Origin of the sequence: Paraburkholderia sp. Tr-20389, assembly GCF_017104565.1 — a bacterium.
Classification (GTDB): Bacteria; Pseudomonadota; Gammaproteobacteria; order Burkholderiales; family Burkholderiaceae; genus Paraburkholderia.
This window is the reverse complement of the sequence record NZ_JAAGPD010000026.1, coordinates 38,856-62,155: the sequence shown is the minus strand read 5'-3', so window position 1 is coordinate 62,155 and position 23,300 is coordinate 38,856. Positions and strand designations below refer to the sequence as shown.

23 protein-coding genes are annotated in these 23,300 nt (G+C 63.6%); 21 read left to right on the top strand and 2 right to left on the bottom strand.

Translation table 11 applies throughout. The features are described from left to right. Positions 1-156: 156 nt before the first annotated feature. The 10 genes from G3N95_RS22800 to G3N95_RS22755 all read left to right on the top strand — a co-directional run bounded on the left by G3N95_RS22800 (position 157) and on the right by G3N95_RS22755 (position 8,231). Positions 157-1,296, top strand: a complete 1,140-nt coding sequence (locus G3N95_RS22800) for an ABC transporter permease (protein WP_205972330.1) — start codon at positions 157-159, stop codon at positions 1,294-1,296. Further along, entirely contained in the window at positions 1,293-2,183 is an 891-nt protein-coding gene (locus G3N95_RS22795; RefSeq protein ID WP_205972329.1) for an ATP-binding cassette domain-containing protein, read from the top strand. Before G3N95_RS22800 ends, G3N95_RS22795 begins: the two co-directional genes overlap by 4 nt. Further along, entirely contained in the window at positions 2,180-2,323 is a 144-nt protein-coding gene (locus G3N95_RS22790; RefSeq protein WP_205972328.1) for a hypothetical protein, read from the top strand. The genes G3N95_RS22795 and G3N95_RS22790 overlap by 4 nt, the downstream gene beginning before the upstream one ends. 2 nt (positions 2,324-2,325) lie before the next feature. Then, positions 2,326-3,288 (top strand): MlaD family protein, encoded by a 963-nt coding sequence (locus tag G3N95_RS22785; RefSeq protein ID WP_205972327.1) that lies wholly within the window; start codon positions 2,326-2,328, stop codon positions 3,286-3,288. A gap of 18 nt (positions 3,289-3,306) precedes the next feature. Next, positions 3,307-3,933, top strand: a complete 627-nt coding sequence (locus G3N95_RS22780) for an ABC-type transport auxiliary lipoprotein family protein (protein WP_205972326.1) — start codon at positions 3,307-3,309, stop codon at positions 3,931-3,933. Between the two features lie 30 nt (positions 3,934-3,963). Continuing rightward, on the top strand, positions 3,964-5,124 hold the full coding sequence (locus G3N95_RS22775) for a VanZ family protein (RefSeq protein ID WP_205972325.1): 1,161 nt from the start codon (positions 3,964-3,966) through the stop codon (positions 5,122-5,124). A 141-nt stretch (positions 5,125-5,265) separates the two neighbouring features. Further along, positions 5,266-5,589: a ferredoxin gene (locus tag G3N95_RS22770; protein WP_205972324.1), complete on the top strand. Its 324-nt coding sequence runs from the start codon at positions 5,266-5,268 to the stop codon at positions 5,587-5,589. Positions 5,590-5,611: 22 nt separating this feature from the next. After that, complete coding sequence (locus G3N95_RS22765) at positions 5,612-6,256, top strand: alpha/beta hydrolase (protein WP_205972323.1); 645 nt, start codon at positions 5,612-5,614, stop codon at positions 6,254-6,256. Positions 6,257-6,634: 378 nt separating this feature from the next. Further along, positions 6,635-7,864: a D-alanyl-D-alanine carboxypeptidase family protein gene (locus G3N95_RS22760; protein WP_205972322.1), complete on the top strand. Its 1,230-nt coding sequence runs from the start codon at positions 6,635-6,637 to the stop codon at positions 7,862-7,864. A 97-nt stretch (positions 7,865-7,961) separates the two neighbouring features. Continuing rightward, a complete protein-coding gene (locus tag G3N95_RS22755) occupies positions 7,962-8,231 on the top strand; it encodes a DUF493 family protein (RefSeq protein ID WP_012399635.1) in 270 nt (89 codons plus the stop codon). 28 nt (positions 8,232-8,259) lie between these two features. On the opposite strand, the gene G3N95_RS22750 is transcribed toward G3N95_RS22755, so the two are convergent. Then, the gene (locus tag G3N95_RS22750) at positions 8,260-9,264 is read right to left on the bottom strand and encodes a transcriptional regulator GcvA (protein WP_205972321.1); all 1,005 of its coding nucleotides are present in this window, start codon (positions 9,262-9,264) and stop codon (positions 8,260-8,262) included. A 98-nt stretch (positions 9,265-9,362) separates the two neighbouring features. Between G3N95_RS22750 and G3N95_RS22745 the strand changes: the two genes are divergently transcribed. From G3N95_RS22745 to G3N95_RS22730, 4 genes are all read left to right on the top strand, one after another. Beyond that, positions 9,363-9,689, top strand: a complete 327-nt coding sequence (locus G3N95_RS22745; RefSeq protein ID WP_205972320.1) for a DUF2917 domain-containing protein — start codon at positions 9,363-9,365, stop codon at positions 9,687-9,689. Between the two features lie 73 nt (positions 9,690-9,762). Beyond that, positions 9,763-10,545 carry a lipoyl(octanoyl) transferase LipB gene (gene lipB, locus G3N95_RS22740; protein WP_205972319.1) on the top strand — a complete coding sequence of 261 codons (783 nt, stop codon included), beginning with the start codon at positions 9,763-9,765 and terminating at the stop codon, positions 10,543-10,545. A gap of 13 nt (positions 10,546-10,558) precedes the next feature. Further along, positions 10,559-11,563 (top strand): lipoyl synthase, encoded by a 1,005-nt coding sequence (gene lipA / locus G3N95_RS22735; RefSeq protein ID WP_205972318.1) that lies wholly within the window; start codon positions 10,559-10,561, stop codon positions 11,561-11,563. 238 nt (positions 11,564-11,801) lie between these two features. After that, positions 11,802-13,484, top strand: a complete 1,683-nt coding sequence (locus G3N95_RS22730; RefSeq protein WP_205972317.1) for a Na/Pi cotransporter family protein — start codon at positions 11,802-11,804, stop codon at positions 13,482-13,484. Between the two features lie 7 nt (positions 13,485-13,491). Here the strand turns inward: G3N95_RS22730 and G3N95_RS22725 are convergent, their stop codons facing one another. Continuing rightward, entirely contained in the window at positions 13,492-14,265 is a 774-nt protein-coding gene (locus G3N95_RS22725) for a DeoR/GlpR family DNA-binding transcription regulator (protein WP_205972316.1), read from the bottom strand. A gap of 440 nt (positions 14,266-14,705) precedes the next feature. Here G3N95_RS22725 and ugpQ point away from each other — a divergent pair, with 440 nt between their 5' ends. The 7 genes from ugpQ (at position 14,706) to G3N95_RS22690 (ending at position 23,298) form a co-directional block, all read left to right on the top strand. Then, the gene (ugpQ, locus tag G3N95_RS22720) at positions 14,706-15,470 is read left to right on the top strand and encodes a glycerophosphodiester phosphodiesterase (RefSeq protein WP_205972404.1); all 765 of its coding nucleotides are present in this window, start codon (positions 14,706-14,708) and stop codon (positions 15,468-15,470) included. 90 nt (positions 15,471-15,560) lie between these two features. After that, positions 15,561-16,658, top strand: coding sequence for an ABC transporter substrate-binding protein (locus tag G3N95_RS22715; RefSeq protein ID WP_205972315.1), 1,098 nt, complete (start codon positions 15,561-15,563; stop codon positions 16,656-16,658). 106 nt (positions 16,659-16,764) lie between these two features. After that, positions 16,765-17,712 carry an ABC transporter permease subunit gene (locus G3N95_RS22710; protein WP_205972314.1) on the top strand — a complete coding sequence of 316 codons (948 nt, stop codon included), beginning with the start codon at positions 16,765-16,767 and terminating at the stop codon, positions 17,710-17,712. After that, on the top strand, positions 17,709-18,500 hold the full coding sequence (locus tag G3N95_RS22705; RefSeq protein ID WP_205972313.1) for an ABC transporter permease: 792 nt from the start codon (positions 17,709-17,711) through the stop codon (positions 18,498-18,500). Before G3N95_RS22710 ends, G3N95_RS22705 begins: the two co-directional genes overlap by 4 nt. A 20-nt stretch (positions 18,501-18,520) precedes the next feature. After that, on the top strand, positions 18,521-19,594 hold the full coding sequence (locus G3N95_RS22700) for an ABC transporter ATP-binding protein (protein WP_205972312.1): 1,074 nt from the start codon (positions 18,521-18,523) through the stop codon (positions 19,592-19,594). Positions 19,595-19,959: 365 nt separating this feature from the next. Beyond that, positions 19,960-21,240, top strand: coding sequence for a dicarboxylate/amino acid:cation symporter (locus tag G3N95_RS22695; protein ID WP_205972311.1), 1,281 nt, complete (start codon positions 19,960-19,962; stop codon positions 21,238-21,240). 3 nt (positions 21,241-21,243) lie between these two features. Further along, positions 21,244-23,298 (top strand): sensor histidine kinase, encoded by a 2,055-nt coding sequence (locus G3N95_RS22690; protein WP_205972310.1) that lies wholly within the window; start codon positions 21,244-21,246, stop codon positions 23,296-23,298. Positions 23,299-23,300: the final 2 nt, after the last annotated feature.

Below are 23,300 nucleotides of genomic sequence, written 5' to 3'. Positions count from 1 at the left end.
GCGCCCCATGAATGCCGGAAGAGGCGCGCGCAGGCATTGCGCGCGCCGCCGGCGCGGGTCTGTGCGGCGCTGCGCTCAGACAGGCAGCCCACCAGGGCCCAATATCGAACCCTTCGTTACAATGCCCGTTAATCCGATAACGAGATCCCGCGATCCTTGAACTACGACACTCCTCCCGGACTTGAAGTCACGGCAGGCGGCCAGGGCAAGATCGTCCGCCTGTCCGGCCAGTGGACGGCGCTCGCGCTCGCACGCGACCGTCTGCACGGACAGGCGCTGCCGCGTCTGCGTGAACTGGTCGACAGCCGCTCGCATGTTGCGCAGTGGGATCTGTCGCGAGTCGAACGCATGGATCACGTAGGCGGCCAGGCGCTGTGGCGCGTGTGGGGCTACAAGCTGCCGCGCGACCTCGTCGCGCTCAACGACACGCAGCGCGATATCTTCGACCGCATCGCGTTGCTCGACACCGCGCGCGAGAACCCGGAGCCCGTGCATCGCTTCGATCCGTTCACGCAGCTCGGCCTCGGCATCTTCAGCTTCTTCGAGCATGTGTACGGCGGCGTCGCGATGTTCGGCCGGGTGATTCTCGATCTGCTGTCGATTGCGCGCAATCCGAAGCTCGCGCCGTGGAAGGAGATTTCGGCGAACGTCTACAGCGCGGGGACGCAGGCGCTGCCCATCACGGCGCTCGTCGCGTTCCTGATCGGCATCGTGTTGAGCTATCTGTCCGCGCAGCAATTGCGGCTGTTCGGCGCGAACCAGTTCATCGTGAATATTCTGGGGATGTCGGTGCTGCGCGAACTGGGGCCCGTGCTGTCGGCGATTCTCGTCGCCGGGCGCTCCGGATCGGCTATCACCGCGCAGATCGGCGTGATGCGCGTGACGGAAGAGCTCGACGCGATGCGCGTGATGGGGATTCCGCACGGTCTGCGGCTGATCCTGCCGCGCGTGATCGCGCTGTCCCTTGCGATGCCGCTGCTCGTGATGTGGACGAACATCATCTCGCTGCTCGGCGGCGCGCTCGCCGCCAAGATCGTGCTGCAGATCGACGTGTCGTACTTCGTGCGCGCGCTGCCCGGCGTGGTGCCCGTCGCGAACCTGTGGATCGGGCTCGGCAAGGGCATGGTGTTCGGCATGCTGATCGCGATCGCCGGCTGTCACTTCGGCTTTCGCATCAAGGCCAATTCGCAGAGTCTCGGCGAGGGCACGACGACTTCCGTGGTGTCGTCGATCACGATCGTCATCCTCGCCGACGCCGTGTTTGCGATTCTTTTTCAGAACGTGGGGCTGTCATGATCGCGCCGCTTACCACTGCCGTACGGGACCAGCCGCTGCCGGAAATCGCGGAAACCGTGATCGAGGTGCGCAATCTGAGCAAACGCTACGGGCGCAATATCGTCCATCAGCATCTGGATTTCGACGTGCGGCGCGGCGAGATCGTGTCGATCGTCGGCGGCTCGGGGTCGGGCAAGACCACGCTGATGCGCCAGATTCTCGGCCTCGAAAAGCCGACCTCGGGCAGCATCAAGGTATTCGGCGAGGACACGTCGAAGCTCGACGACGACGAAGCGCGCCTGATGCGCGTGCGCTCGGGCATGCTGTTCCAGCACGGCGCGCTGTTTTCGTCGCTGTCGGTGTTCGACAACATCGCGCAGCCGCTGCGCGAGCTCGGCAAGGTGCCCGAAGACCTGCTGCGCGATATCGTGATGCTGAAGCTGGAGATGGTCGGGCTGCCCTGCAAGCACGCGTCGAAGATGCCGGCGGCACTGTCGGGCGGGATGGTGAAGCGTGTGGGCATCGCGCGCGCGATCGCGCTCGAGCCGGAGCTGCTGTTCCTCGACGAGCCGACGGCGGGCCTCGATCCGCAGGCTTCCGACGAGTTCGTCGAACTGATCAGCGCGCTGCATCGCGCGCTCGGCCTGACGGTCGTGATGGTGACGCACGATCTCGACACAATGGTCGCGCTGTCGACGCGCGTTGCCGTGATCGCGGATCGCACGGTCGTGGTGGCGGCGCCCGTCGAGGAAGTGGCCGGGTTCGATCACCCGTTCATTCGAGAATATTTTCTCGGGCTGCGCGGGCGGCTCGCTTTGCAGGGACTGTCGCCGGAGCGGCGCGCGAAGCTGCCGCCCGAGGCGCTCGAACCCGCGACGGAAGCGCTTCCGCTGCGCACCGCGCCATGAACGCCAACGATAACGCCAGAGCGAACGTCCAGGCCGCCAGCGAGCGACGCGGCGCCGACGGGTGCGATGCGCGCTGCATGCGCGATGCGCGCCGCGTCGTCAGCCGATCGAGCCGATTCGCCGCGAACCAGGGAACCTGACAATGGAAAATAAATCACACGCCTTCTGGGCCGGGCTCTTCACCGTCGTGATGGTGGCTGCGATTGCCGCGGCGGCGTTTCTGTTCAACGTGGACCGGTCGGTCCGCATACCTTTCGATCTGATTGCACGCACCAATGTCACAGGTTTGTACCCGGATGCTGCGGTACGATATCGCGGCCTCGACGTCGGCAAGGTGCAGTCGATCAAATTCGACCGCGAACATCCGGGGCAGATCCTGATCCGTATCCTCGTCGACAAGAACGCGCCGATCACGCATTCGACCTTCGGGAGTCTCGGGCTGCAGGGCGTCACCGGTCTCGCGTTCATCCAGCTCGACGACACGGGGCGCGATACGACGCCGCTCGCGTCGTCGGCGAAAAGCGTCGCGCAATTGCCGATGCGCCCCGGGCTGCTCGACCAGTTGCAGGCGCGCGGCGACATCCTGATCCGGCAGCTCGAAAAGACGGTGCGCGACGTCGACGCATTGCTGTCGCCGGAAATGCGCGACCAGTTGCTGGCGACAGCAGCGAGCCTGCAGCATGCCGCCGACGGCGTCACGACGCTCACGGCGCAGATGGGCCCCGCCGTCGGCAAGCTGCCGAACACGCTCAATCAGCTGGATCAGACGCTCGCGTCGACCAACCGGATGATCACCAATCTGAATCGTCCGGACGGTCCGCTCGAAGGCACGCTGAACAAGGTCGGCACGGCCGCGCAGCAGGCGGGCGACGCGCTGACGGCGATGAACGCGACGCTGCAGGACATCTCGGCGCGGGTCGGCTACGACACGCTGCCGCGCGTGAATTCGCTGGCGGACGACGTGCGTTCGGCCGTGCGATCCGTCGACCGCGCCGCGGATACCTTCAGCGAGACGCCGAACAGCGTGTTGTTCGGCGCGCCTCGCGCAGCGCCCGGTCCCGGCGAGCCGGGCTTCGTGTGGCCGGCAGGCCACGCGGCCAAATGAATTTAAAGGAACTACAGCATGTCACGCTCGATCAACCGACTCTTCACCTCGCGCGCCGCGCTCGCTGCCGTGCTGCTCGCGCTCGGCGCGCTGGCGGGCTGCGTGGGCAACCCGGCTGCGATCTCCGACTATCGCTACGACCTCGGCCCGGCGCCATTGCCCGGCAGCACGGGCACGATGCCGGCCATCAAGGTGCTCGACGTCACCGCGCCCGCCACGCTCAATACCGACAAGCTCGTCTATCGTCTCGGGTACGCCGACGCGCAGCAGACGGCAGCGTACGCGAACAGTCACTGGACGATGCCGCCCGCGCAACTTCTGACGCAGCGTCTGCGCAACGCGCTGTCGTCGCGCGGCACCGTGCTGACGGGCTCCGACGGCGTGAGCGCGCCCGTGCTGAAGGTGGATCTCGACGTGTTCGAACAGGACTTCGACGGCGAGTCCGAAAGTCACGGCTCCGTCACCGCGCGCACGACGCTGATCGTCGGCGGCAAGGTCGCCGGGCAGCGCACGTTCATCGCGCGTGCGCCCGCGAGTTCGGCCGATGCGGCGGGCGGCGCGCGTGCGCTCGCTGCCGCCAGCGACGATCTCGTCGCGCAGATTTCCGCATGGCTCGGCGTGCAGGCGCTCGTCGCGCAGCAATGACGGGTTGCCGCGCAGTCACGGAGGCGCTGCATGGCTGACAAGCCGTGGCAGCGTCGTCCGTCGGCGTTTGCGAGGCAGGCGCTGGTGCTGTACGCGGCGCTGATCGTGTATGGCTCCTGGTATCCGTTCTATGGCTGGCGCTCGCTCGGCCTCGGCCCGTTCGACTATCTGTTCGATCCCGTCCCGCAATACCTGACCGCCTTCGATGTGGTGACGAACGTGCTCGGGTACATGCCGTTCGGCGCGCTCGTCGTGCTCGCCGTCTATCCGCGCTGGCGCGGCGCGCTGGCCGTGGCGTGTGCGTTCGGGCTCGGCACGCTGCTGTCGGGCGCGATGGAAGCGGTGCAGACGTATCTGCCGACGCGTGTCGCGTCGAATCTCGATCTTGCCGCGAACGCGCTCGGCGCGCTGTTCGGCGCGACGCTGATGTCGCCGCTGACGGGCGCGCTGCTCGATCGCGGCATGCTGCGACGGATGCGCTTTCTCTGGTTCGAGCGCGACAGCACGGCCGTGATCGGCCTTGCGGGCCTGTGGCCGTTCGCGACGATGTATCCGTCGCCGCTGCTGCTCGGGCTCGGCTCGTGGCCGCGCGAATTGTGGCTGCGTTCCGATTCGACGATGCAAGACGCGCTGCTCGCGTGGACGCCCGCCGCGTGGCATGTGCCGGCGTGGCCCGCGCTCGTCGCGGCGTGGATGCCCGACGACACGTGGGAAGCCGTCATCACCGCACTCAATCTGCTGGCGGCGGGCGCGCTCGCGTCGCTGCCGATGCGCGAGCGCGCGCCGCGCGTGCGTCTGCTGATCGCGTTCGTCGTCGCGATGCTGTTCGTGAAGGCGGGCGCCACCTTCCTGCAGTCGCAATCGGGACTCGCGTTCAACTGGGCGACGCCCGGCGCATTGATCGGCCTCGCCAGCGGCTTCGTCGCGATGTTGCTGGCGTTGAAGCTGCCGCGCAGTTCGCGCGCGGCAGTCGCAGTGCTCGCGCTCGCGGTGTCGCTGGTGTTCGTCAATCTGCTGCCGGTGAATCCGTATTTCGACGTCGTGCTCGCCGACTGGCGGCAAGGCCGCTATCTGCATTTCAACGGACTCGCGCGCTGGCTCGCGTGGATGTGGCCGTATGCCGTGCTGGTGTGGGTCGGGTTGTCGGCGGAACGGGCATTGCTGTCGAAGGGGCGCGGGTCGCGCGCTTGAGCCGTCGAACGGGATGCGCCCGCGTCGATCTGCGGTCTTCGATCCCCGTCGTTATAATCGACGGGCCCTCTCATCCCTGCTTCCGGCGGGCCGCGTGATGCATGCAGAGCGCCTCGCTACGGATCTCACACGTCAGCCATCATGGATTCCTTCTTCAAGCATCACGTCTTTTTCTGTCTGAACCAGCGCGAACCGGGCGCGACGCGTCCCAGCTGCGCGAACTGCAATGCGCAGGAAATGCAGGAATACGCGAAGAAACGCGTGAAGCAACTCGGTCTCGCCGGTCCCGGCCAGGTGCGCATCAACAAGGCGGGGTGCCTCGACCGCTGCGAGGAAGGCCCGACCATCGTCGTGTATCCGGAAGGCGTCTGGTACACGTACATCGACAAGACCGATATCGACGAGATCGTCGAGTCGCATCTCGCGAACGGCAAGATCGTCGAACGTCTTCTGATCGACCGCTAACCGCGTCACCTGCCCACACAAGATGAACGTACACACGAAGAAATATCTGATCGACGGCCCGGTCGGCAAGATCGAAGTAGCCGTCGACGCACCCGACGCCAGCCGCGACGGCGGCGCCGCGCCGCGCGGCATCGCGCTCGTCGCGCACCCGCATCCGCTGTTCGGCGGCACGATGGACAACAAGGTCGCGCAGACGCTCGCACGCACGCTGGTCGGGCTGAACTACGTCACGTACCGGTCGAATTTCCGCGGCGTCGGCGAAACGCAGGGCACGCACGACGCGGGCGTCGGCGAACGCGACGACTTGCGCGCCGTGCTCGACCACATGCGCGCACAGCCGGGCCAGGCCGATTTGCCGCTCGTGCTCGCGGGCTTTTCGTTCGGCACGTTCGTGCTGTCCCATGTCGCCGCGCGGTTGCGCGAAGAAGGGCAGGCGATCGAGCGGATGGTGTTCGTCGGCACGGCGGCGAGCCGCTGGGAGGTTGCGCCCGTGCCGGAAAATACGCTCGTGATTCACGGCGAAACCGACGACACGGTGCCGATCCAGTCCGTGTTCGATTGGGCGCAGCCGCAGGAACTGCCCGTCGTCGTGATTCCGGGCGCCGAGCATTTCCTGCATCGCAAGCTGCATATTCTCAAGCGCGTCATCGTCGACGCGTGGCGCTGATTACGCCTCGCTGACGCGTCGTGAAAATGAGCGGCCGCGTGCCGCTCATGTTGCAAAAAACCCGCGAAAAATGCGGGAAAACTCAATGACGTAGGGCAAATTGTCAGGCGGCCGCGCGTATAATGAGCGCTCTTTTTTTGGGCGCAGCGTTGCCCATCTGGTGGATCGAATCGCCTCGCTCGTGAGTTCATGGCGGCGAATTCGGCGCGAGATGCGAGGCGCGCTGCGCGAACCGACCGCGTGGCAGACTGTCTGACGAGCAGTCAAAACGACGCCGCACCGAATGCGTGCGGCGGCGCCTGCCAGTCCGGCATCACGCGAATCATCCGAACTGCGCATCCTTTGCGCGCCCAGCCCATTTCTGCCCGAATCGACCCTATGCGCTTTTCGAAATCCGGCTCCTTCAGCCTTCCCAGTCTCGCTTCTTTCGTTCCGCAATCCGCCGCCAGCAAATTCGCGCTGGGTCTCGCACTGCCAGCAGCGCTCGTCGCGGGCACTGCGTTCGCGCAGGTGCCGCCGCCGGGCGTGAACGCGCGCTCGTGGGTGCTCGTCGACGCAACCAGCAACCAGGTGCTCGCATCGGGCAATCCGGACGAGCGCGTGGAACCTGCCTCGCTGACCAAGCTGATGACGGCGTATCTGACGTTCGAAGCGCTGGCGTCGAAGAAGATCACGATGGATCAGTCGATCAATCCGAGCGAGGCCGTGCGCCGCGTGAAGAACGACGAATCGCGCATGTTCATCGAGGCGAACAAGCCCGTCACGGTGCACGATCTCGTGTACGGCATGATCATCCAGTCGGGTAACGATGCCGCCATCGCGCTGGCCGAACTGGTCGGCGGCAGCGAAGCGCAGTTCGTCAACATGATGAACGCGGAAGCGCAAAAGCTCGGCATGAAGAACACGCACTTCGCCGACGTGAACGGCATGCCCGATCCGCAGCACTACACGACGGCTGGCGACCTCGCCATCCTGTCGGCGCGCCTGATCCGCGACTATCCGGACTACTACAACATCTTTTCCGTCAAGGAATTCACGTATAACAAGATCAAGCAGCCGAACCGCAACCGTCTGCTGTGGATCGACCCGACCGTCGACGGCCTGAAGACGGGCCACACGCAAGCGGCCGGCTACTGCCTGATCGCGAGCGCGAAGCGTTCGCTGCCGGGCGTGCCGGATGCGTCGCGCCGTCTGGTGACGGTGATGATGGGCGAGCAGAAGGAACACGACCGCGTGCAGGACAGCCTGAAGATGCTGAACTACGGCTATTCCGCATATGACGCGGTGCGCCTGTACAAGGCGAACCAGGTCGTCGAGACGCCGCGCGTCTACAAGGGCTCGCAAGACACCGTGAAGCTCGGCGTGACGACGGATCAGTACATCACGCTGCCGAAGGGTATGGCCGACAAGGCCAAGCCGCAGGTCGAACACGCCGATCCGCTGATCGCGCCGATTGCGCAGGGCCAGCAGGTCGGCACGGTGAAGTTCGTCGCCGATGGCAAGACGCTCGCGCAGGTGCCGCTGGTCGCGCTGCAGGCGGTGCCGCAGGCGGGTATCGTCGGCCGCGTGTGGGATTCGATGATGCTGATGTTCAACAAGAAGAAGTAAGCCGTAGACAAGCGAAAAGCAAGAAGATCTGCGGCTTGCTTTTTCGCCGCGCGCAATCATATAGGGTGATTGCGTGCGGTGAGTAAAGGAGTCGAGGATGAGTCCCGTGAACGAATCATTGATAGATTTTCCGTGTGATTTCCCCATCAAGGTGATGGGCAAGTCGCACCCGGATTTCCAGACGACGATCGTCGAAGTGATCCGCCAGTTCGACGGCGGGTTCGACGCGGAGCGTGTCGAAGTGCGGCCGTCGAGCGGCGGCAACTACACCGGTTTGACGGTGACGGTGCGCGCGCTGAATCGCGAGCATCTGGATGACATTTACCGGGCGCTGACCGGGCATCCGATGGTCAAGGTCGTGCTGTAAATTGTGGTTCGGCGAGCAGGCGGGAGTGTCAGCGCTCCGCTTGCGCCGCCGGAAGCTGGACGTGCAACGTGTCCAGTCCCGTTGTCTTTGCCCCATCCGTCGACGAGCGCATCGCATTCTCGGTGCAGGCCTTCTCGAACAGCAGCCGGAAGCGCCCGACTTCGTCGAACACCCAATCCCGAAACGCCTTCACACGCGCCGTCTGCATCAACTGCGGCGTGCAGATGAAGTAGTACTGCCACGGGCTCGGACCGTCGATATCGAACAGTCTTACGAGCCGACCAGCCGCGACCTCGTGCATCGCCAGCGAACGGCGCGTGAGCGCGACGCCCTGGCCGTCGATGGCCGCCTGCAGCAGATTCGACGAATCCTGATACAGCACGCCGCGTTTCGGCTCGGGCCAGTCGTTGAGACCGGCCGCATCGAACCACGGACGCCATAGCTCGTCGTCGGAGCGCAGCAGCGGCACGTTCGCCAGATCGGTGGGCGTTTTCGGCAGGTTGCCGCCGTTGAAGGTCGGCGAGCAGGCCGGGAAAAACACCTCTTCGAGCAGCAGTTCGGCGTGCAGCCCCGGATAGTTGCCGTAGCCGAAGCGGATCGCGCAATCGACGTCGTCGCGGGCGAAATCGGTGAGCGCGTTGGTCGACAGCAGTTCCAGATCCCACTGCGGATTCGCCTCGATGAAGCGGCCGATGCGCGGCGTCACCCAGCGCGCCGCGAACGACGACAGCATCGACACGACGAGCCGCCGGTCGCGGTCGCCGGCGCGAATCTCGCGCGTCGCTTCCGCCAGCGAAATCAGCGCCGTGCGCACCTGCGCGGCATATCGACGGCCGATATCGGTGAGCCGCACGCGCTTGCCGTCGCGGGCGAACAGCTTCACGCCAAGCTCTTCTTCGAGCGCGCGAATCTGATGGCTGACGGCGCCGTGCGTGACGTACAGCTCATCGGCGGCGCGCGAGAAGCTCTCGTGGCGGGCGGCGGCCTCGAAGGCCTTGATCGCATTCAGTGCAGGTAGTTGACGAAGATCCATCGCAATTTTTCTCACATAGCCGTGAAAAATGATCGTTTGGCGTAAACCCTTGTCACGCCTACGATTGTAGCCATGAAACGATTTTTGGCGAGGCCATCATGCGAGAAATTTCCTCTAGCATCACGTTTGAAATCGTAGCCGGCGAAACCGTTCCGATGAAGGTCACGCGCAGCACGCGGCTGGCCGTGTCGGGCGGCGCGGTGTGGGTGACGCGCAGCGACGATGTCGAAGACTACTGGCTCGAACCGGGCAAGACGCTGCGTTTGCGGCGTGGCGAGCGGCTCTGGCTGTCGGTCGAGCGCGGAACGCAGGCGCGCGTCGCGTTCCTCGTGCCGACACGCCCGGAACAAAAGGCGCTCAACTGGTTTGCCCGCGTCGGCGAGCGTTTCGGGACGTGGCTGCGCTCGGGATGGCGGACCGTCTGATTCACAAATCAGATCCCACTTATTGCTGTCACGGTCGGCGAGGTGCGCAGGATTTCGGTAAACTGCCGCAATCATGTGTGCCACGCCGGTTTCACCGTCCCCCGAATCTTCGAGTTCCGTTCAGTCGGGCGCCGTAGCGTCCGGCGCGGCCGCGCAAGGCGCCGCCGTACAGCCGGTGATCGTTCGCTGGCGCGGCTCGGAAGACTATCAGGCCAGCTTCGACGCGATGCGCGCGTTCACCGATTCGCGCACCCCCGAAACCTCAGACGAAATCTGGCTCGTCGAACATCCGCCCGTTTTCACGCTCGGTCAGGCCGGCGACCCCGCGCATCTGCTGGCCGCCGACAGCGGCATTCCGCTCGTCAAGGTCGATCGCGGGGGGCAGATCACCTATCACGGTCCTGGGCAGGTCGTCGGCTATCTGCTGCTGGACTTGCGCCGCCGGAAGCTGATGGTGCGCGAACTGGTCACGCGGATCGAGCAGGCCGTGATTGACACACTCGCGGCGTATAATCTCGCCGGTGAACGCAAGGCAGGCGCGCCGGGCATCTATGTGTCGCCCGAGCAGCCGAATGCCGGGCTGCACGCCGGCGCGAAGATCGCCGCATTAGGTCTGAAGATACGCAACGGCTGCAGCTATCACGGCGTCAGCCTCAACGTGAAAATGGACCTGCAGCCGTTTCTCGCCATCAATCCGTGTGGTTACGCGGGGCTCGAAACAGTCGATATGGCGACGCTCGGCGTCGCAGCCGGCTGGGACGACGTAGCCCGAACCCTTGCAGCAAGCCTCATCGCCAACATCGACGGCATCCCCGCAGCCGTCGGCCTACCGCAGGCCGGTGCCATCACCGCCTGACTGGAACGAACGAATGACTGACGTTACCGCGAATCCCGCAGCCTCGAGTCCCGTCAACGGCGCAGCCGGGGCCGCTCCCTACGACGCTACCGCCAAGCAGAAGGCGCAAGCCAAGACTGCGCGCATTCCGATCAAGATCGTTCCGATCGAAAAGCTGAAGAAGCCCGACTGGATCCGCGTGAAGGCCGCGACGGGCAATTCGCGTTTCTACGAGATCAAGCAGATTCTGCGCGAGCACAACCTGCACACGGTGTGCGAAGAAGCGAGCTGCCCGAACATCGGCGAATGCTTCGGCAAGGGCACGGCGACGTTCATGATCATGGGCGACAAGTGCACGCGCCGCTGCCCGTTCTGCGACGTTGGTCACGGCCGTCCCGATCCGCTGGATCCGGAAGAGCCGGGCAACCTCGCGCGCACCATCGCCGCGCTGAAGCTCAAATACGTGGTGATCACCAGCGTCGACCGCGACGATCTGCGTGACGGCGGCGCGGCGCACTTCGTCGAGTGCATTCAGAAGACGCGCGAGCTGTCGCCGGAAACGCGCATCGAAATCCTGACGCCGGACTTCCGCGGCCGTCTCGATCGCGCGATCGGCATTCTGAACGCGGCGCCGCCCGACGTGATGAACCACAACCTCGAAACGGTGCCGCGTCTGTACAAGGAAGCGCGTCCGGGATCGGACTACGCGCATTCGTTGAAGCTGCTGAAGGACTTCAAGGCGCTGCATCCCGATGTCGCGACGAAGTCGGGCCTGATGGTCGGTCTCGGCGAGACGGAAGAAGAGATCCTGCAAGTGATGCGCGATCTGCGCGAGCACAACGTCGACATGCTGACGATCGGCCAGTATCTGCAGCCGTCCGAGCACCATCTGCCCGTGCGTGCGTACGTGCATCCCGACACGTTCAAGATGTACGAGGAAGAAGCGTACAAGATGGGCTTCACGCACGCGGCTGTTGGCGCGATGGTGCGTTCGAGCTATCACGCCGATGTGCAGGCGCACGATGCAGGCGTGGTCTGAACGGCGTTCGCAGTAGCAACAGCTTGAAGAAAAGCCCGCGAAAGCGGGCTTTTTTGTTTTCTACCCCACGCGGCCAGCCGAACACAATCTGTTGCAAATGCCACAAAACAGCAAAACGCACAAAATTACAACTACGCAAATATGTGCAACACTAGTCGGCATGGGTTCGGGACGGCTGCGTCAATCATAACGGCGCAGGCATTCCGGGCGATCGCGGAAGTCCTGAAGCGTCGTGCCTATGCTGATTCTGCTGAACTTGTTGTCGGGTGTAGCGTTGCTGGTGTGGGGCACGCATATCGTGCGCACCGGTATTCTGCGCGTGTGGGGCGCCGATCTGCGCCGCGCGTTGGCGCGCAGCACGAATAGCCGCGCGAAGGCATTTGCGGCGGGCGTCGGCGTCACGAGCCTCGTGCAGAGCAGCAACGCGACGGCGATGATCGTCACGTCGTTCGCAGCGCAAGGCATGCTGCCGCTCGCAAGCGGCCTTGCCATCATGCTGGGAGCCGATGTCGGCACGGCGCTGATGGCGCGCATTCTCACACTCGATCTGTCGTGGCTGTCGCCGTTTCTGATCGTCTTCGGCGTACCGCTCTTTCTCTCTCGCAAGCAGAACCGCTCGGGCCAGGTGGGCCGCACCGCGATCGGCCTTGGGCTGATTCTGCTGGCGTTGCATCTGATCGTCGAAAGCGCGCAGCCGATGATGCATGGCGCCGGCGTACGCGTGATGTTCGGCGCGCTGACGGGCGACACGATGCTCGATGCGCTGGTCGGCGCGACCTTCGCCGTCATTTCGTATTCGAGTCTTGCAGCGGTGCTGCTGACGGCGACGCTCGCATCGTCGGGCGTGATTTCGTTGAAGGTGGCGCTGTGTCTCGTGATCGGCGCGAATCTCGGCAGCGGCCTGCTTGCACTCGCGGGCACGCTCGCGCAGAACACTGCGGCACGCCGTCTGGCGCTCGGCAGTCTCGCGTTCAAGCTGGCGGGCGCGTTGCTGATCCTGCCGTTCACGTCACTGCTCGCGCGCGGCCTGCCCGTGTTGATCAGCAATCCGCGCGAAGCCGTAGTCGGCTTCCATGTGATCTACAACACGCTGCGCTGCTGCGCATGCCTGCCGCTCATCGACAGCGTTGCGCGCGCATGCTGCCGTGTGTTGCCGGAGCGGCCGGATCCGAATGGTCAGCTTCGTCCGATGCATCTCGACGCCGCCTCGATCGCGACGCCCACGCTCGCACTATCGAATGCCGCGCGCGAAGTGCTGCGCATCGGCGATATCGTGCGCGCGATGCTCGACAACGTCTCGCATCTGATCCATCACAACGACCCGCAAAAGGCGCGCGACACGATCCGCATGGACGACGACGTCGACCATCTGTATGCAGAGGTCAAGGCGTACCTCGCGCGGGTTTCCCGCGAACAGCTCGATGACGCCGACAGCCGTCGCTGGACCGATATCATCGCGTTGACCATCAACCTCGAACATGCGGGCGACATCATCGAGCGCATCGTCGTCGACATCGAAGAGAAGAAGATTGCGCATCGCCTTGCGTTTTCCGAAGAAGGTCTCGCCGAACTCGACGATCTTCATACGCGGCTGGTCGGCAATCTGCAGCTCGGCCTGTCGGTATTCCTGAACAACGATCTGCGCTGCGCGGAATTGCTGCTCGCGGAGAAAGAGCGCTTTCGCGATCTCGAACGCGCGTATTCATACAAGCATCTGGACCGGCTCGCGGTTGAGACGCTGCGCAGTGTCGAAACGAGTGCACTGCATCTCGATGTGATCAGCGACATGAAGCGGCTCAATTCGCTGTTCTGTTCGACTGCGTACCCGGTGCTCGACGCGGCAGGTGCGCTGCACGATACGCGCTTGCGCAAACGCATGCATGAGGACGCAGCGGCCGCGACGCTCACTCAACAGCCTTAACGCGTCCTCACGCGAGTATCACCTTGCCCACTTTGCGCTTGAGTTGAGAAAACGTCGCAATCTCCGACGCTTTGCGATTCGTGATCAGCAGATCGATCTTCTCAGGCGGACAGTACGCGATACGGCTGCGCTGTCCGATCTTGCTGTAGTCCGCGAGTATCACGACGCTGTCCGCATTCGCCACCATCGCGCGCGCGACTTCCGTTTCCGCGCGGTCATAGTTGCTCGCGCCGTGTTTCGGATCGACGGCGACAGGCGACAGCAGCGCGATGTCCGCGCGATATCGCTGGATGTCGAGTATGGTCGTGTCGCCCGTGGTGGACAGCGCGCGATCGCTGATCGAGCCGCCCAGCAGAATCACTTCGTTCGCCCATGATTCGCGCTGGTCCGGCGCGCCGCGCATCTTCATCGCGACATCGATCGAGTTGGTGATGACGGTGAGGTTCGCGAGCTTCGCGAGTTCATCGGCGAGGGCTGCCGTTGTCGTGCCTGCGTCGATGAACAGCGTCTGGCCGCTCGCGACGATTGCCGTTGCGGCCTTGGCGATCGTCTTCTTCGATTTGACATGCGTCTGCGCGCGTTCGGCGATGGGCGCTTCGTCGGCCGGCTTGATCGCGCCGCCGTGCACGCGACGCAGTTCCCCGAGCGCTTCGAGATCGAGCAGGTCGCGGCGAACCGTTTCGCGCGATACGCCCAGATCCGCCATGATGCGCTCCGTCGACACGCGCTTGAGTGTCGAGAGCAGCGCGCGTATTCTTTGATGACGGTCTTCCTGCCACATGCGTATCGTTCCTCGCCTGTCCGTATTTGAAGTTGAGCATCCCGCGCGCAATGCGCCCGTTATCCGCGTATTCCCGCACAGGATCACTACCAATTGAATATGTCGAGGCTATGTCAGAACGCATGACGGCGCTTCGCCTGTGCAGCTTCGAGGTTGTATTTTTTTGGGAGCTTGCAACTTTGGGTATTTGTATTTAGCCTTCGCATTCTGAGGCATTCGCGCCCGATTTGAAACATTGCGAACAGCGCGTTTTCGAAAACGAAATGAAATATCCGCTGCGTCATGTTCGCGCCAAGCCGAATGTCGTGCAATGACAAGCCTGTGTCGTATCGCGTATGGAAGACCATCCTTTCGCGATCCTCAGAATAAGATAGAACGGTGCAATGCGCGCCGTCGAATGCAGGCTGAAGTTCCATCAGATCTTTGTGAAGGCAAGCACGATGGGCAACGGGATCGATCAGGCATTATCCGCGGACTGGCCGTACCCACGGCTCGTCGCGCATCGAATCGGCGGCAAGCTTGCGCCGGAGAACACACTCGCGGGCTTCGAGATGTGCGCGCGTTTCGGCTACAGGATGATCGAGTTCGACGCGAAGCTTTCTTCAGATAACCAGATCTTTCTGCTGCACGACGACGACCTCGACCGCACGACGAATGGTCACGGCGCCGCAGCAGATCACACATGGCAACAGCTTGCATCACTCGATGCAGGCGCATGGTTCGACGCGCGCTTCAAGGATGAACGGCTGCCGACGCTCGCGCAGGTCGCGGCCCGTTGCACGAGCGAAGCGATTGCAGCGAACGTTGAAATCAAGCCTTGTCCTGGCCGCGATGAAATCACAGGGCGGCTCGTCGCGCTGGCGGCCAAAGATCTGTGGCGCAAGCAGAAGCCGCTTCTCTCTTCCTTTTCGTTCGACGCCCTGAAGGCCGCGCGCGATGCGGCGCCTTCTCTGCCGCGCGGCATGTTGTTCGAGGCGCTGCCCGACGACTGGCTCTCCATCGTGCGCGAACTCGCGTGCGTGTCGCTGCATGCCGATCACAAGCACCTGACTCAACAGAACATCCGCGCGATCCGCGATGCCGGCTTGCGCGTGCTCGCGTACACCGTGAACGATCCGGTGCGTGCGCGCGAACTCGCGAAGTGGGGCGTTGACATGATTTGTACCGATCGCCTCGATATGATCGGCGCGGACGTCGTGAACTGAACGAAAAGTGTGGCCGCACACGCAGACAAAGAAAGACGTCGAAAGGCAGTTTTCCTAACGTAGCAATCTTCGGCAAAGGATGAGAACACTATGAAACCGACCACGTTGCGTTGTTTACTTTTGGCGTCCGGCGTGGCCGCCGCGGGCAATGTCCTGGCAGCGCCACCCGACGCGCTCGTCGCGGCAGCGAAGCAGGAAGGGCAGCTCACCGTGATCGCGCTGCCGCACGACTGGTGTGGCTATGGTCCGATGATCGCGGACTTCCAGAAGAAGTACGGCATCAAGGTCAACGAGCTGAATCCCGATGCAGGTTCCGGCGACGAAGTCGAAGCGATCAAGGCAAACAAGGGCAACAAGGGCCCGCAGGCGCCCGACGTGATCGACGTAGGCTTGTCGTTCGGCCCGACGGCGAAGGCGCAAGGTCTGCTGCAGCCGTACAAGGTGGCGACGTGGAAGTCGATCCCCAACGACAACAAGGATCCCGAAGGCTACTGGTACGGCGATTACTACGGCGTGCTGTCGTTCGAAGTGAACGCCGACATGATCGACAAGGTTCCGACCGACTGGAGCGATCTGCAGAAGGCGGACTACAAGAACGCCGTGTCGCTCGCGGGTGATCCGCGCTCGGCGAACCAGGCGATCCAGGGCGTGTACGCCGCGGGTCTGTCGGCTGCGAAGGGCGACGCGAGCAAGGCTGCGCAAGCCGGCCTCAAGTACTTCGCCGATCTGAACAAGAACGGCAACTTCGTACCCGTGATCGGCAAGGCGGCATCGCTGGCACAGGGCACGACGCCGATCATCGTGCGTTGGGACTACAACGCGCTCGCCGATCGCGACACGCTGAAGGGCAATCCGAAGGTGCAGGTGGTCGTGCCGAAGACGGGTGTCGTCGCGGGCGTCTACGTGCAGGCGATCAGCGCGTACGCACCGCACCCGAACGCAGCGAAACTGTGGATGGAATACCTGTACTCGGACGAAGGCCAGATCGGCTGGCTGACGGGCTATTGCCACCCGATCCGCTACAACGAACTCGTATCGCAGAAGAAGGTGCCGCAGGCGCTGCTCGACAAACTGCCGCCCGCATCTGCATACAAGAACGCGGTGTTCCCGACGCTGCAGCAGCAGGATGCGACGAAGGATGTCGTGACCAAGCAATGGGACCAGGTGGTCGGCGCGAACGTCAAGTAAGACGTCGAATGAGCGCTGCGTGATTGCGTGCTGCGGGCCGCGTATGTTGCGTGGCCCGCTGCGCGTTCGTTGCGCGATGGCAGTCGGGTTTGTTCGAGGGTGAGTTATGAGCGCTTCATCGGAAGCCGGGCCGGGCGGCGGCGGCCAGGCGGACCTGATGGTTCCGTCCGTGCCGCAACCTGCGCCGAAGGTCGATGGTCCGGGCCGGACGTCGCCCATCTGGACGTGGATCGGCGTGTTGCCGTTCTTCATTTTCGCGTTGCTGTTCCTGATTCTGCCGACCGGCTTTCTGATGGTCGGCGCGTTCCAGGACGCACAAGGTCACTTCACGCTCGCCAACATGCGCGACCTGTTCCAGGAAAATACGCTCGACGCATACTGGATCAGCTTCAAGGTCAGCGCGGCATCGGCCTTCGGCGGCGCGGTGTTCGGCTCGCTGCTCGCGTGGGCGGCCGTGCACGGCAAGCTGCCCGGCTGGATTCGTCCGACCTTGCTGACGTTCTCGGGCGTCGCGTCCAATTTCGCGGGCGTGCCGCTAGCGTTCGCGTTCATCTGCACCTTGGGCCGCGTCGGTCTCGTGACGGTGCTGCTGAAGAAATACGCGGACATCAATCTCTATTCGACGGGCTTCAGCATCCTGAGCTTCTGGGGGCTGACGCTCACCTATCTGTACTTCCAGATTCCGCTGATGGTGCTGATCGTCACGCCCGCACTCGACGGCCTGAAGCGTGAATGGCGGGAAGCGTGCGACTGCCTCGGCGGCACCGCGTATCAGTACTGGCGCTACGTGGCGTTGCCCGTGTTATGGCCGAGCGTGCTCGGCGCGGCGCTGCTGCTGTTCGCGAACTCGTTCGGCGCGGTGGCGACGGCGTATGCGTTGACGGGCAGCTCGCTGAACATTGTGACGATCCTCCTCTACGCGCAGATTCGCGGCGACGTGCTGCATAACCAGAACCTCGGCTACGCGCTCGCGCTCGGCATGATCCTCGTGACGGGGCTGTCGAACGGCGGCTATATCTGGCTGCGCTCGCGCGCTGAAAGGGGAAAGCGATGAACAGGCAATCGCGCGTGGGCGCATGGACCGCGATGATCGTCGGTTCGCTGTATTTTCTGATTCCGCTTATCGCGACCTTTGAATTCAGCCTGCGCATGCGACGCGGCACGTACAGCTTCGATGCGTACCGGGTCGTGCTCGGCGATCCGCGCTTTCAGGCGTCGTTCGGCTATTCGATCCTGATGGCGCTGCTGACGATCGTCGTCGGCGTGCTGCTCGTCGTGCCGACCGCGTACTGGGTGCAGTTGCGCCTGCCGAAGCTGCGCGGCATCGTCGAGTTCATCACGCTGTTGCCGCTCGTCGTGCCCGCGATCGTGATCGTGTTCGGCTATCTGCGCATCTACAACAGCAGCTCGATTCTGCCGCTCACGTCGAATGAACGCGCGACGGACCTGCTGCTCGTGTTCGGCTACGTGACGCTGTCGCTGCCCTACATGTACCGTGCGGTCGACGCGGGCCTGCGCGCCGTCGACATCCGTTCGCTGACGGAAGCCGCCGAATGTCTCGGCGCGAACTGGCCGACCATTCTGTTCAAGGTGATCTTTCCAAACATCCGCTCGGGCATTCTGTCGGGCGCGTTTCTCACCTTTGCGGTCGTGATCGGCGAATTCACGCTCGCGAGTTTGCTGGACCGTCCGGCGTTCGGTCCGTATCTGCAGCTGATCGGCGCGAACCGCGCGTATGAGCCGTCCGCGCTCGCGATCATTGCGTTCGCCGTCACCTGGGCGTCGATGGGGCTGATCCAGGTATTCGGCTCCGCGCGCACGCTCGCCGCGCAGAAACCTTGAATTGAGGCTGGGGCAACATCATGGCATTTCTTGAAATTGACAGTCTGCACAAGGCGTTCGGCGCAAACACGGCGCTGCATCACTTCGACATGAAGATCGAGCGCGGCGAGTTCATCACGTTTCTCGGGCCGTCGGGCTGCGGCAAGACGACCGTGCTGCGCATGATCGCCGGCTTCGAAACGCCGACGCGCGGCACGATCCATCTCGACGGGCGCGACGTCACGCATCTGCGTACGCGGCAACGCAAGGTCGGCATGGTGTTCCAGGCGTACGCGCTGTTTCCTAACATGACGGTCGCGGAGAATATCGGCTTCGGGCTGAAGATCGCGAACCGGCCGCAGAGCGAGATCAAACAGCGCGTCGACGAGATGCTGCAACTGATCAAGCTGCCGCATCTGGGCGAACGGTATCCGTGGCAGCTGTCGGGCGGCCAGCAGCAGCGCGTCGCACTGGCGCGCGCGCTCGCGGGCAAGCCGCAAGTGCTGCTGCTCGACGAGCCGCTGTCGGCGCTCGACGCGAAGATCCGCATTTCGCTGCGTCAGGACATTCGCGCGTTGCAGCGCGAGCTGGGCATCACGTCGATCTTCGTCACGCACGATCAGGAAGAAGCGCTGTCGATTTCCGACCGCATCGTCGTGATGAACGAAGGGCGCGTCGAACAGGTCGGCACGCCGCTCGAGATCTACAACTATCCGCGTACGCGTTTCGTCGCGTCGTTCGTCGGCACGCTGAATATCCTGTCGGGCCACGTGATCGATCCGTCGACGGGACGCATGGCCGTCGACGGCCAGGAGCTGCACACCACGCAGCCGCTACCCGCCGACGACGCCGGCAAGAAGCGCATGCTCGCCGTGCGACCCGAGGCGATCGTGCTGGAAGCGCCCGCCACGGGCCGCAACACGCTGACGGCGACGGTCGAAGAGGTGAGTTTCCTCGGCGCGATCGTGCGCATCCGTACGCGCGTGAAAGACGAAGTGGTGTCCCTCGATATCTTCAACGACCCGAATCGGCGCTTGCCCGAACGCGGCCAGCCGGTGGCGCTCGGGTTCTCGCATGAGAATCTGCTGGTGCTGGAAGAGGGCGCGCAGGCTTAGGGTTAGCCCTAAGCCTTATGGAGTAAGGCGTTCGGGAATCCGGACGCCTGGATTCCGGATTTCCGGAAACCCGGAAGTTCGCGTTCGCGGCCGTTTGAGATTTGCTTTTCCAATCAACGGATTAAGCTAAAAACAAACGCTGGCATCGACCTTGCAAAAAGAAAGCGCGGCCGCAAGGCCCGTCAACTAAAAAGCAAGGAGACAACGATGCCTGAGTTCCTGTTCTGGTCCCTCTGATTTCGTCGTCATTTCGTCGTGCTGCGGCCTGATCGCCCGTGCAGATGACGGACGTCGAAACGTTCGCCATGCGCTGCGTGACCGGCCTTCGGTCCACCCTGGCTTTACTCCATTGCAGGAACACCATCGTGAAGAAACCTATTTATAAAGTCCTCTACGTGCAGGTGATCGTCGCGATCATCATCGGCATCGCGCTAGGACACTTCTATCCCGCGCTCGCCACCGACATGAAGCCGCTCGGCGACGCGTTCATCAAGCTGATCAAGATGGTGATCGGGCCGATCATCTTCTGTACCGTCGTGACGGGTATCGCCGGCATGGAAGACATGAAGAAGGTCGGGCGCGTCGGCGGCAAGGCGCTGCTGTACTTCGAAATTGTCTCGACCTTCGCGCTGATTCTCGGCCTGGCCGCGACGCACCTGCTGCGTCCGGGCGTCGGCTTCAACGTCGACCCCGCCACGCTCAACGGCAAGGAAGTCGCGTCGTATGCCGCGAAGGCGCATGGCCAGTCGACCGTCGACTTCTTCATGCACATCATCCCGGACACGCTGTCGTCGGCGTTCTCGCAAGGTGAAATCCTGCAGATCCTGCTGATCGCGCTGCTGTTCGGCGCGGTGCTCACGCATGTCGGCGAGCGCGGCAAGCCGGTCACGAACTTCATCGAAAGCCTGTCGAGCATCCTGTTCGGCATGGTCGGCATCATCACGAAGCTCGCGCCGATCGGTGCGTTCGGCGCGATGGCGTTCACCATCGGCAAGTACGGCATCGGCTCGCTGATCCCGATGCTCAAGCTGATCGGCACGTTCTATCTGACCTCGATCGTGTTCGTCGTGGTGGTGCTCGGCATCATCGCGAAGATGGTCGGCTTCAACATCCTGCGCTTCGTCGCGTACATCAAGGAAGAGATGCTGATCGTGCTGGGCACGAGTTCGTCGGAAGCGGCGCTGCCGCAACTGATGCTGAAGCTCGAAAAGCTCGGCTGCTCGCGCTCGGTGGTCGGCCTCGTCGTGCCGACGGGCTACTCGTTCAACCTCGACGGCACCAACATCTACATGACGATGGCCGTGCTGTTCATCGCGCAGGCGACCAACACCGACCTGACGTGGGGCCAGCAACTGACGCTGCTCGCGGTGACGATGCTGACGTCGAAGGGCGCGAGCGGCGTGACGGGCGCAGGCTTCATCACGCTGGCGGCAACGCTCGCCGTCGTGCCGACCATTCCTCTGTCGGGCATGGTGCTGATTCTCGGCATCGACCGCTTCATGAGCGAATGCCGCGCGCTGACGAACATCGTCGGCAACGGCGTGGCGACGGTGGTCGTGTCGGCGTGGGAAAAGGAACTCGACCGCTCGAAGCTGCGCGCTGCGTTGAGTCGCGATGTATCCGTCACCGAGTCGGCCGAGGTCTGAGCCATGAAGGCGGCGGCGCGGCAACATGGCGCGGCGCCGCACGCTACGAAAGCTGCGGCGGCGGCGTCCGGTGAAACGGACGGAGCGCACGATGGCCCCGAAGGATTCGACGACGAGCGATATGCCACAATAGGCGATCCTCATCGAACGAATCCTGCCATCGTGACGCGCCGCCTGCTGATCCTGTTCGCACTGGTCGCCGGGCTCGTGGCGGCCTGCGGACTCACGTGGACCATCACGTGGCAGCATGGCATCGATACGCTGCGGCGCAACGCTGCAGTGCGCGCGGACCGCACCACATCCACGCTCAAGAGCACGCTCGAACGCTATGAGTCGCTGCCTTATCTGCTCGGTGAACATCCCCTCGTACAAGATGTTCTCGTGAATCCGGACGCGGACAACGTCACCCGCGCCAATCAATATCTCACCGACCTGAACCGCCGCGCCCGCGCAAACGTCGCGTACCTCGTCACGGCGTCGGGCCGCTGCGTGGCGGCGAGCAACTGGGATCAGCCCGACAGCTTCATCGGCCAGGAGTATCTGTTCCGGCCGTATTTCGTCGAAGCGGTCAAGGGCAAGGTGGGACGCTTCTTCGGCATCGGCACGACCTCGCTCGATCCGGGCTACTACATTTCGCAGCCGGTGCGCCGCGACGGCAAGATCGTCGGCGTGGCCGTCGTGAAGCTGAATCTCGAATGGTTTCAGGGCGCCGATGCGTCCGAGCCGATGATCGTCACCGACGATCACGGCGTGATTTTTCTTTCCTCGGTGCCCGCGTGGAAGTACCACACGGTCAAGCCGCTCACGAGCGACGTGATCGCGTCGATCTACGACACGCGTCAATACGCGCGTCAGCCGATCGCGCCGCTGCCGATGTCGGTCGTGCGCACGCTCGAAGGCGGCGCGCAGATCGTGCGCATCGGCGGCGGGCGCGCCGGGAACTATGCGGCGCCGCGGTTTCTCGCGTCGCAGCGCACGCTCGGCGAACCGGACTGGCGCCTCATCACAATGGCGCCCGTCGATCCCGTCAACGCCGACGCACGCTATGCGACGATCGTAACGGGCTTCGGCTATGTGTCGCTGTGTCTGTTGCTGTTCTACTGGCGCATGCGCCGCGCTCGCGTACGCGAAGTGATGCGCAGCCGTGCGCTGTTGCAGAAGGCGTACGCCGAACTGAACCAGCGTGTGGCTGAACGTACCGCCGATCTGTCTCAGGCCAACGAGCAGTTGAAGAAAGAAGTCAGCGAGCGCACGCGCGCCGAACAAGAACTGCGCGATGCGCACGACGAGCTGATCCAGGCGAGCAAGCTCGCCGCGCTCGGACAGATGGCGGCGGGCATCACGCATGAGCTGAACCAGCCGCTTGCCGCGCTGCGCGGATTCTCCGACAACACGCGCGTGTTTCTCGAACGCGGCGATCATGAATCGGCGAAGGAAAATCTCGAAGCGATCGCCGCGCTCACGGAGCGCATGGGCAAGATCACGAACCAGCTGAAGCTGTTCGTCGGACGTGCGCGGCCGCGCAATGCACGCGCGGGCGTGGCGCGCGCATTGCGCAACGTGCTGACGCTGTTGCAGAAACGCTTGCAGGACGTGACGGTCGATGTATCGTTGAGCAATGAAGGCGCGGTGCCTGTTCGCTTCAACCTCGACGTCGACGATCCGAAGCTCGTCGCGCATTGCGACGACTTGCGGCTCGAACAGGTGCTGATCAATCTGCTAGGCAATGCGCTCGACGCAGTCGCGTCAACGCCATCGCCGCGCATCGCGATCGGCGTCCAAACGTCGCCGGATGTGCTCACGATTACCGTAAGCGACAACGGCCCCGGCATCCCCGACGACGTATTGCCGCGCCTTTTCGAGCCCTTCTTCACGACGAAGGAAATGGGCCAGGGCTTGGGGCTCGGCCTCGCGATCTGCTCGTCGATCGCGCGCGACTGCGGCGGCTCGCTTGCGGCACGCAACAACGCGCAAGGCGGCGCCGAGTTCGTGCTGACGCTGCGGCGCGCGCGTGCACAGGCAACGGATATTGCGGACTCCGTGACGACGGGGTCCTGATT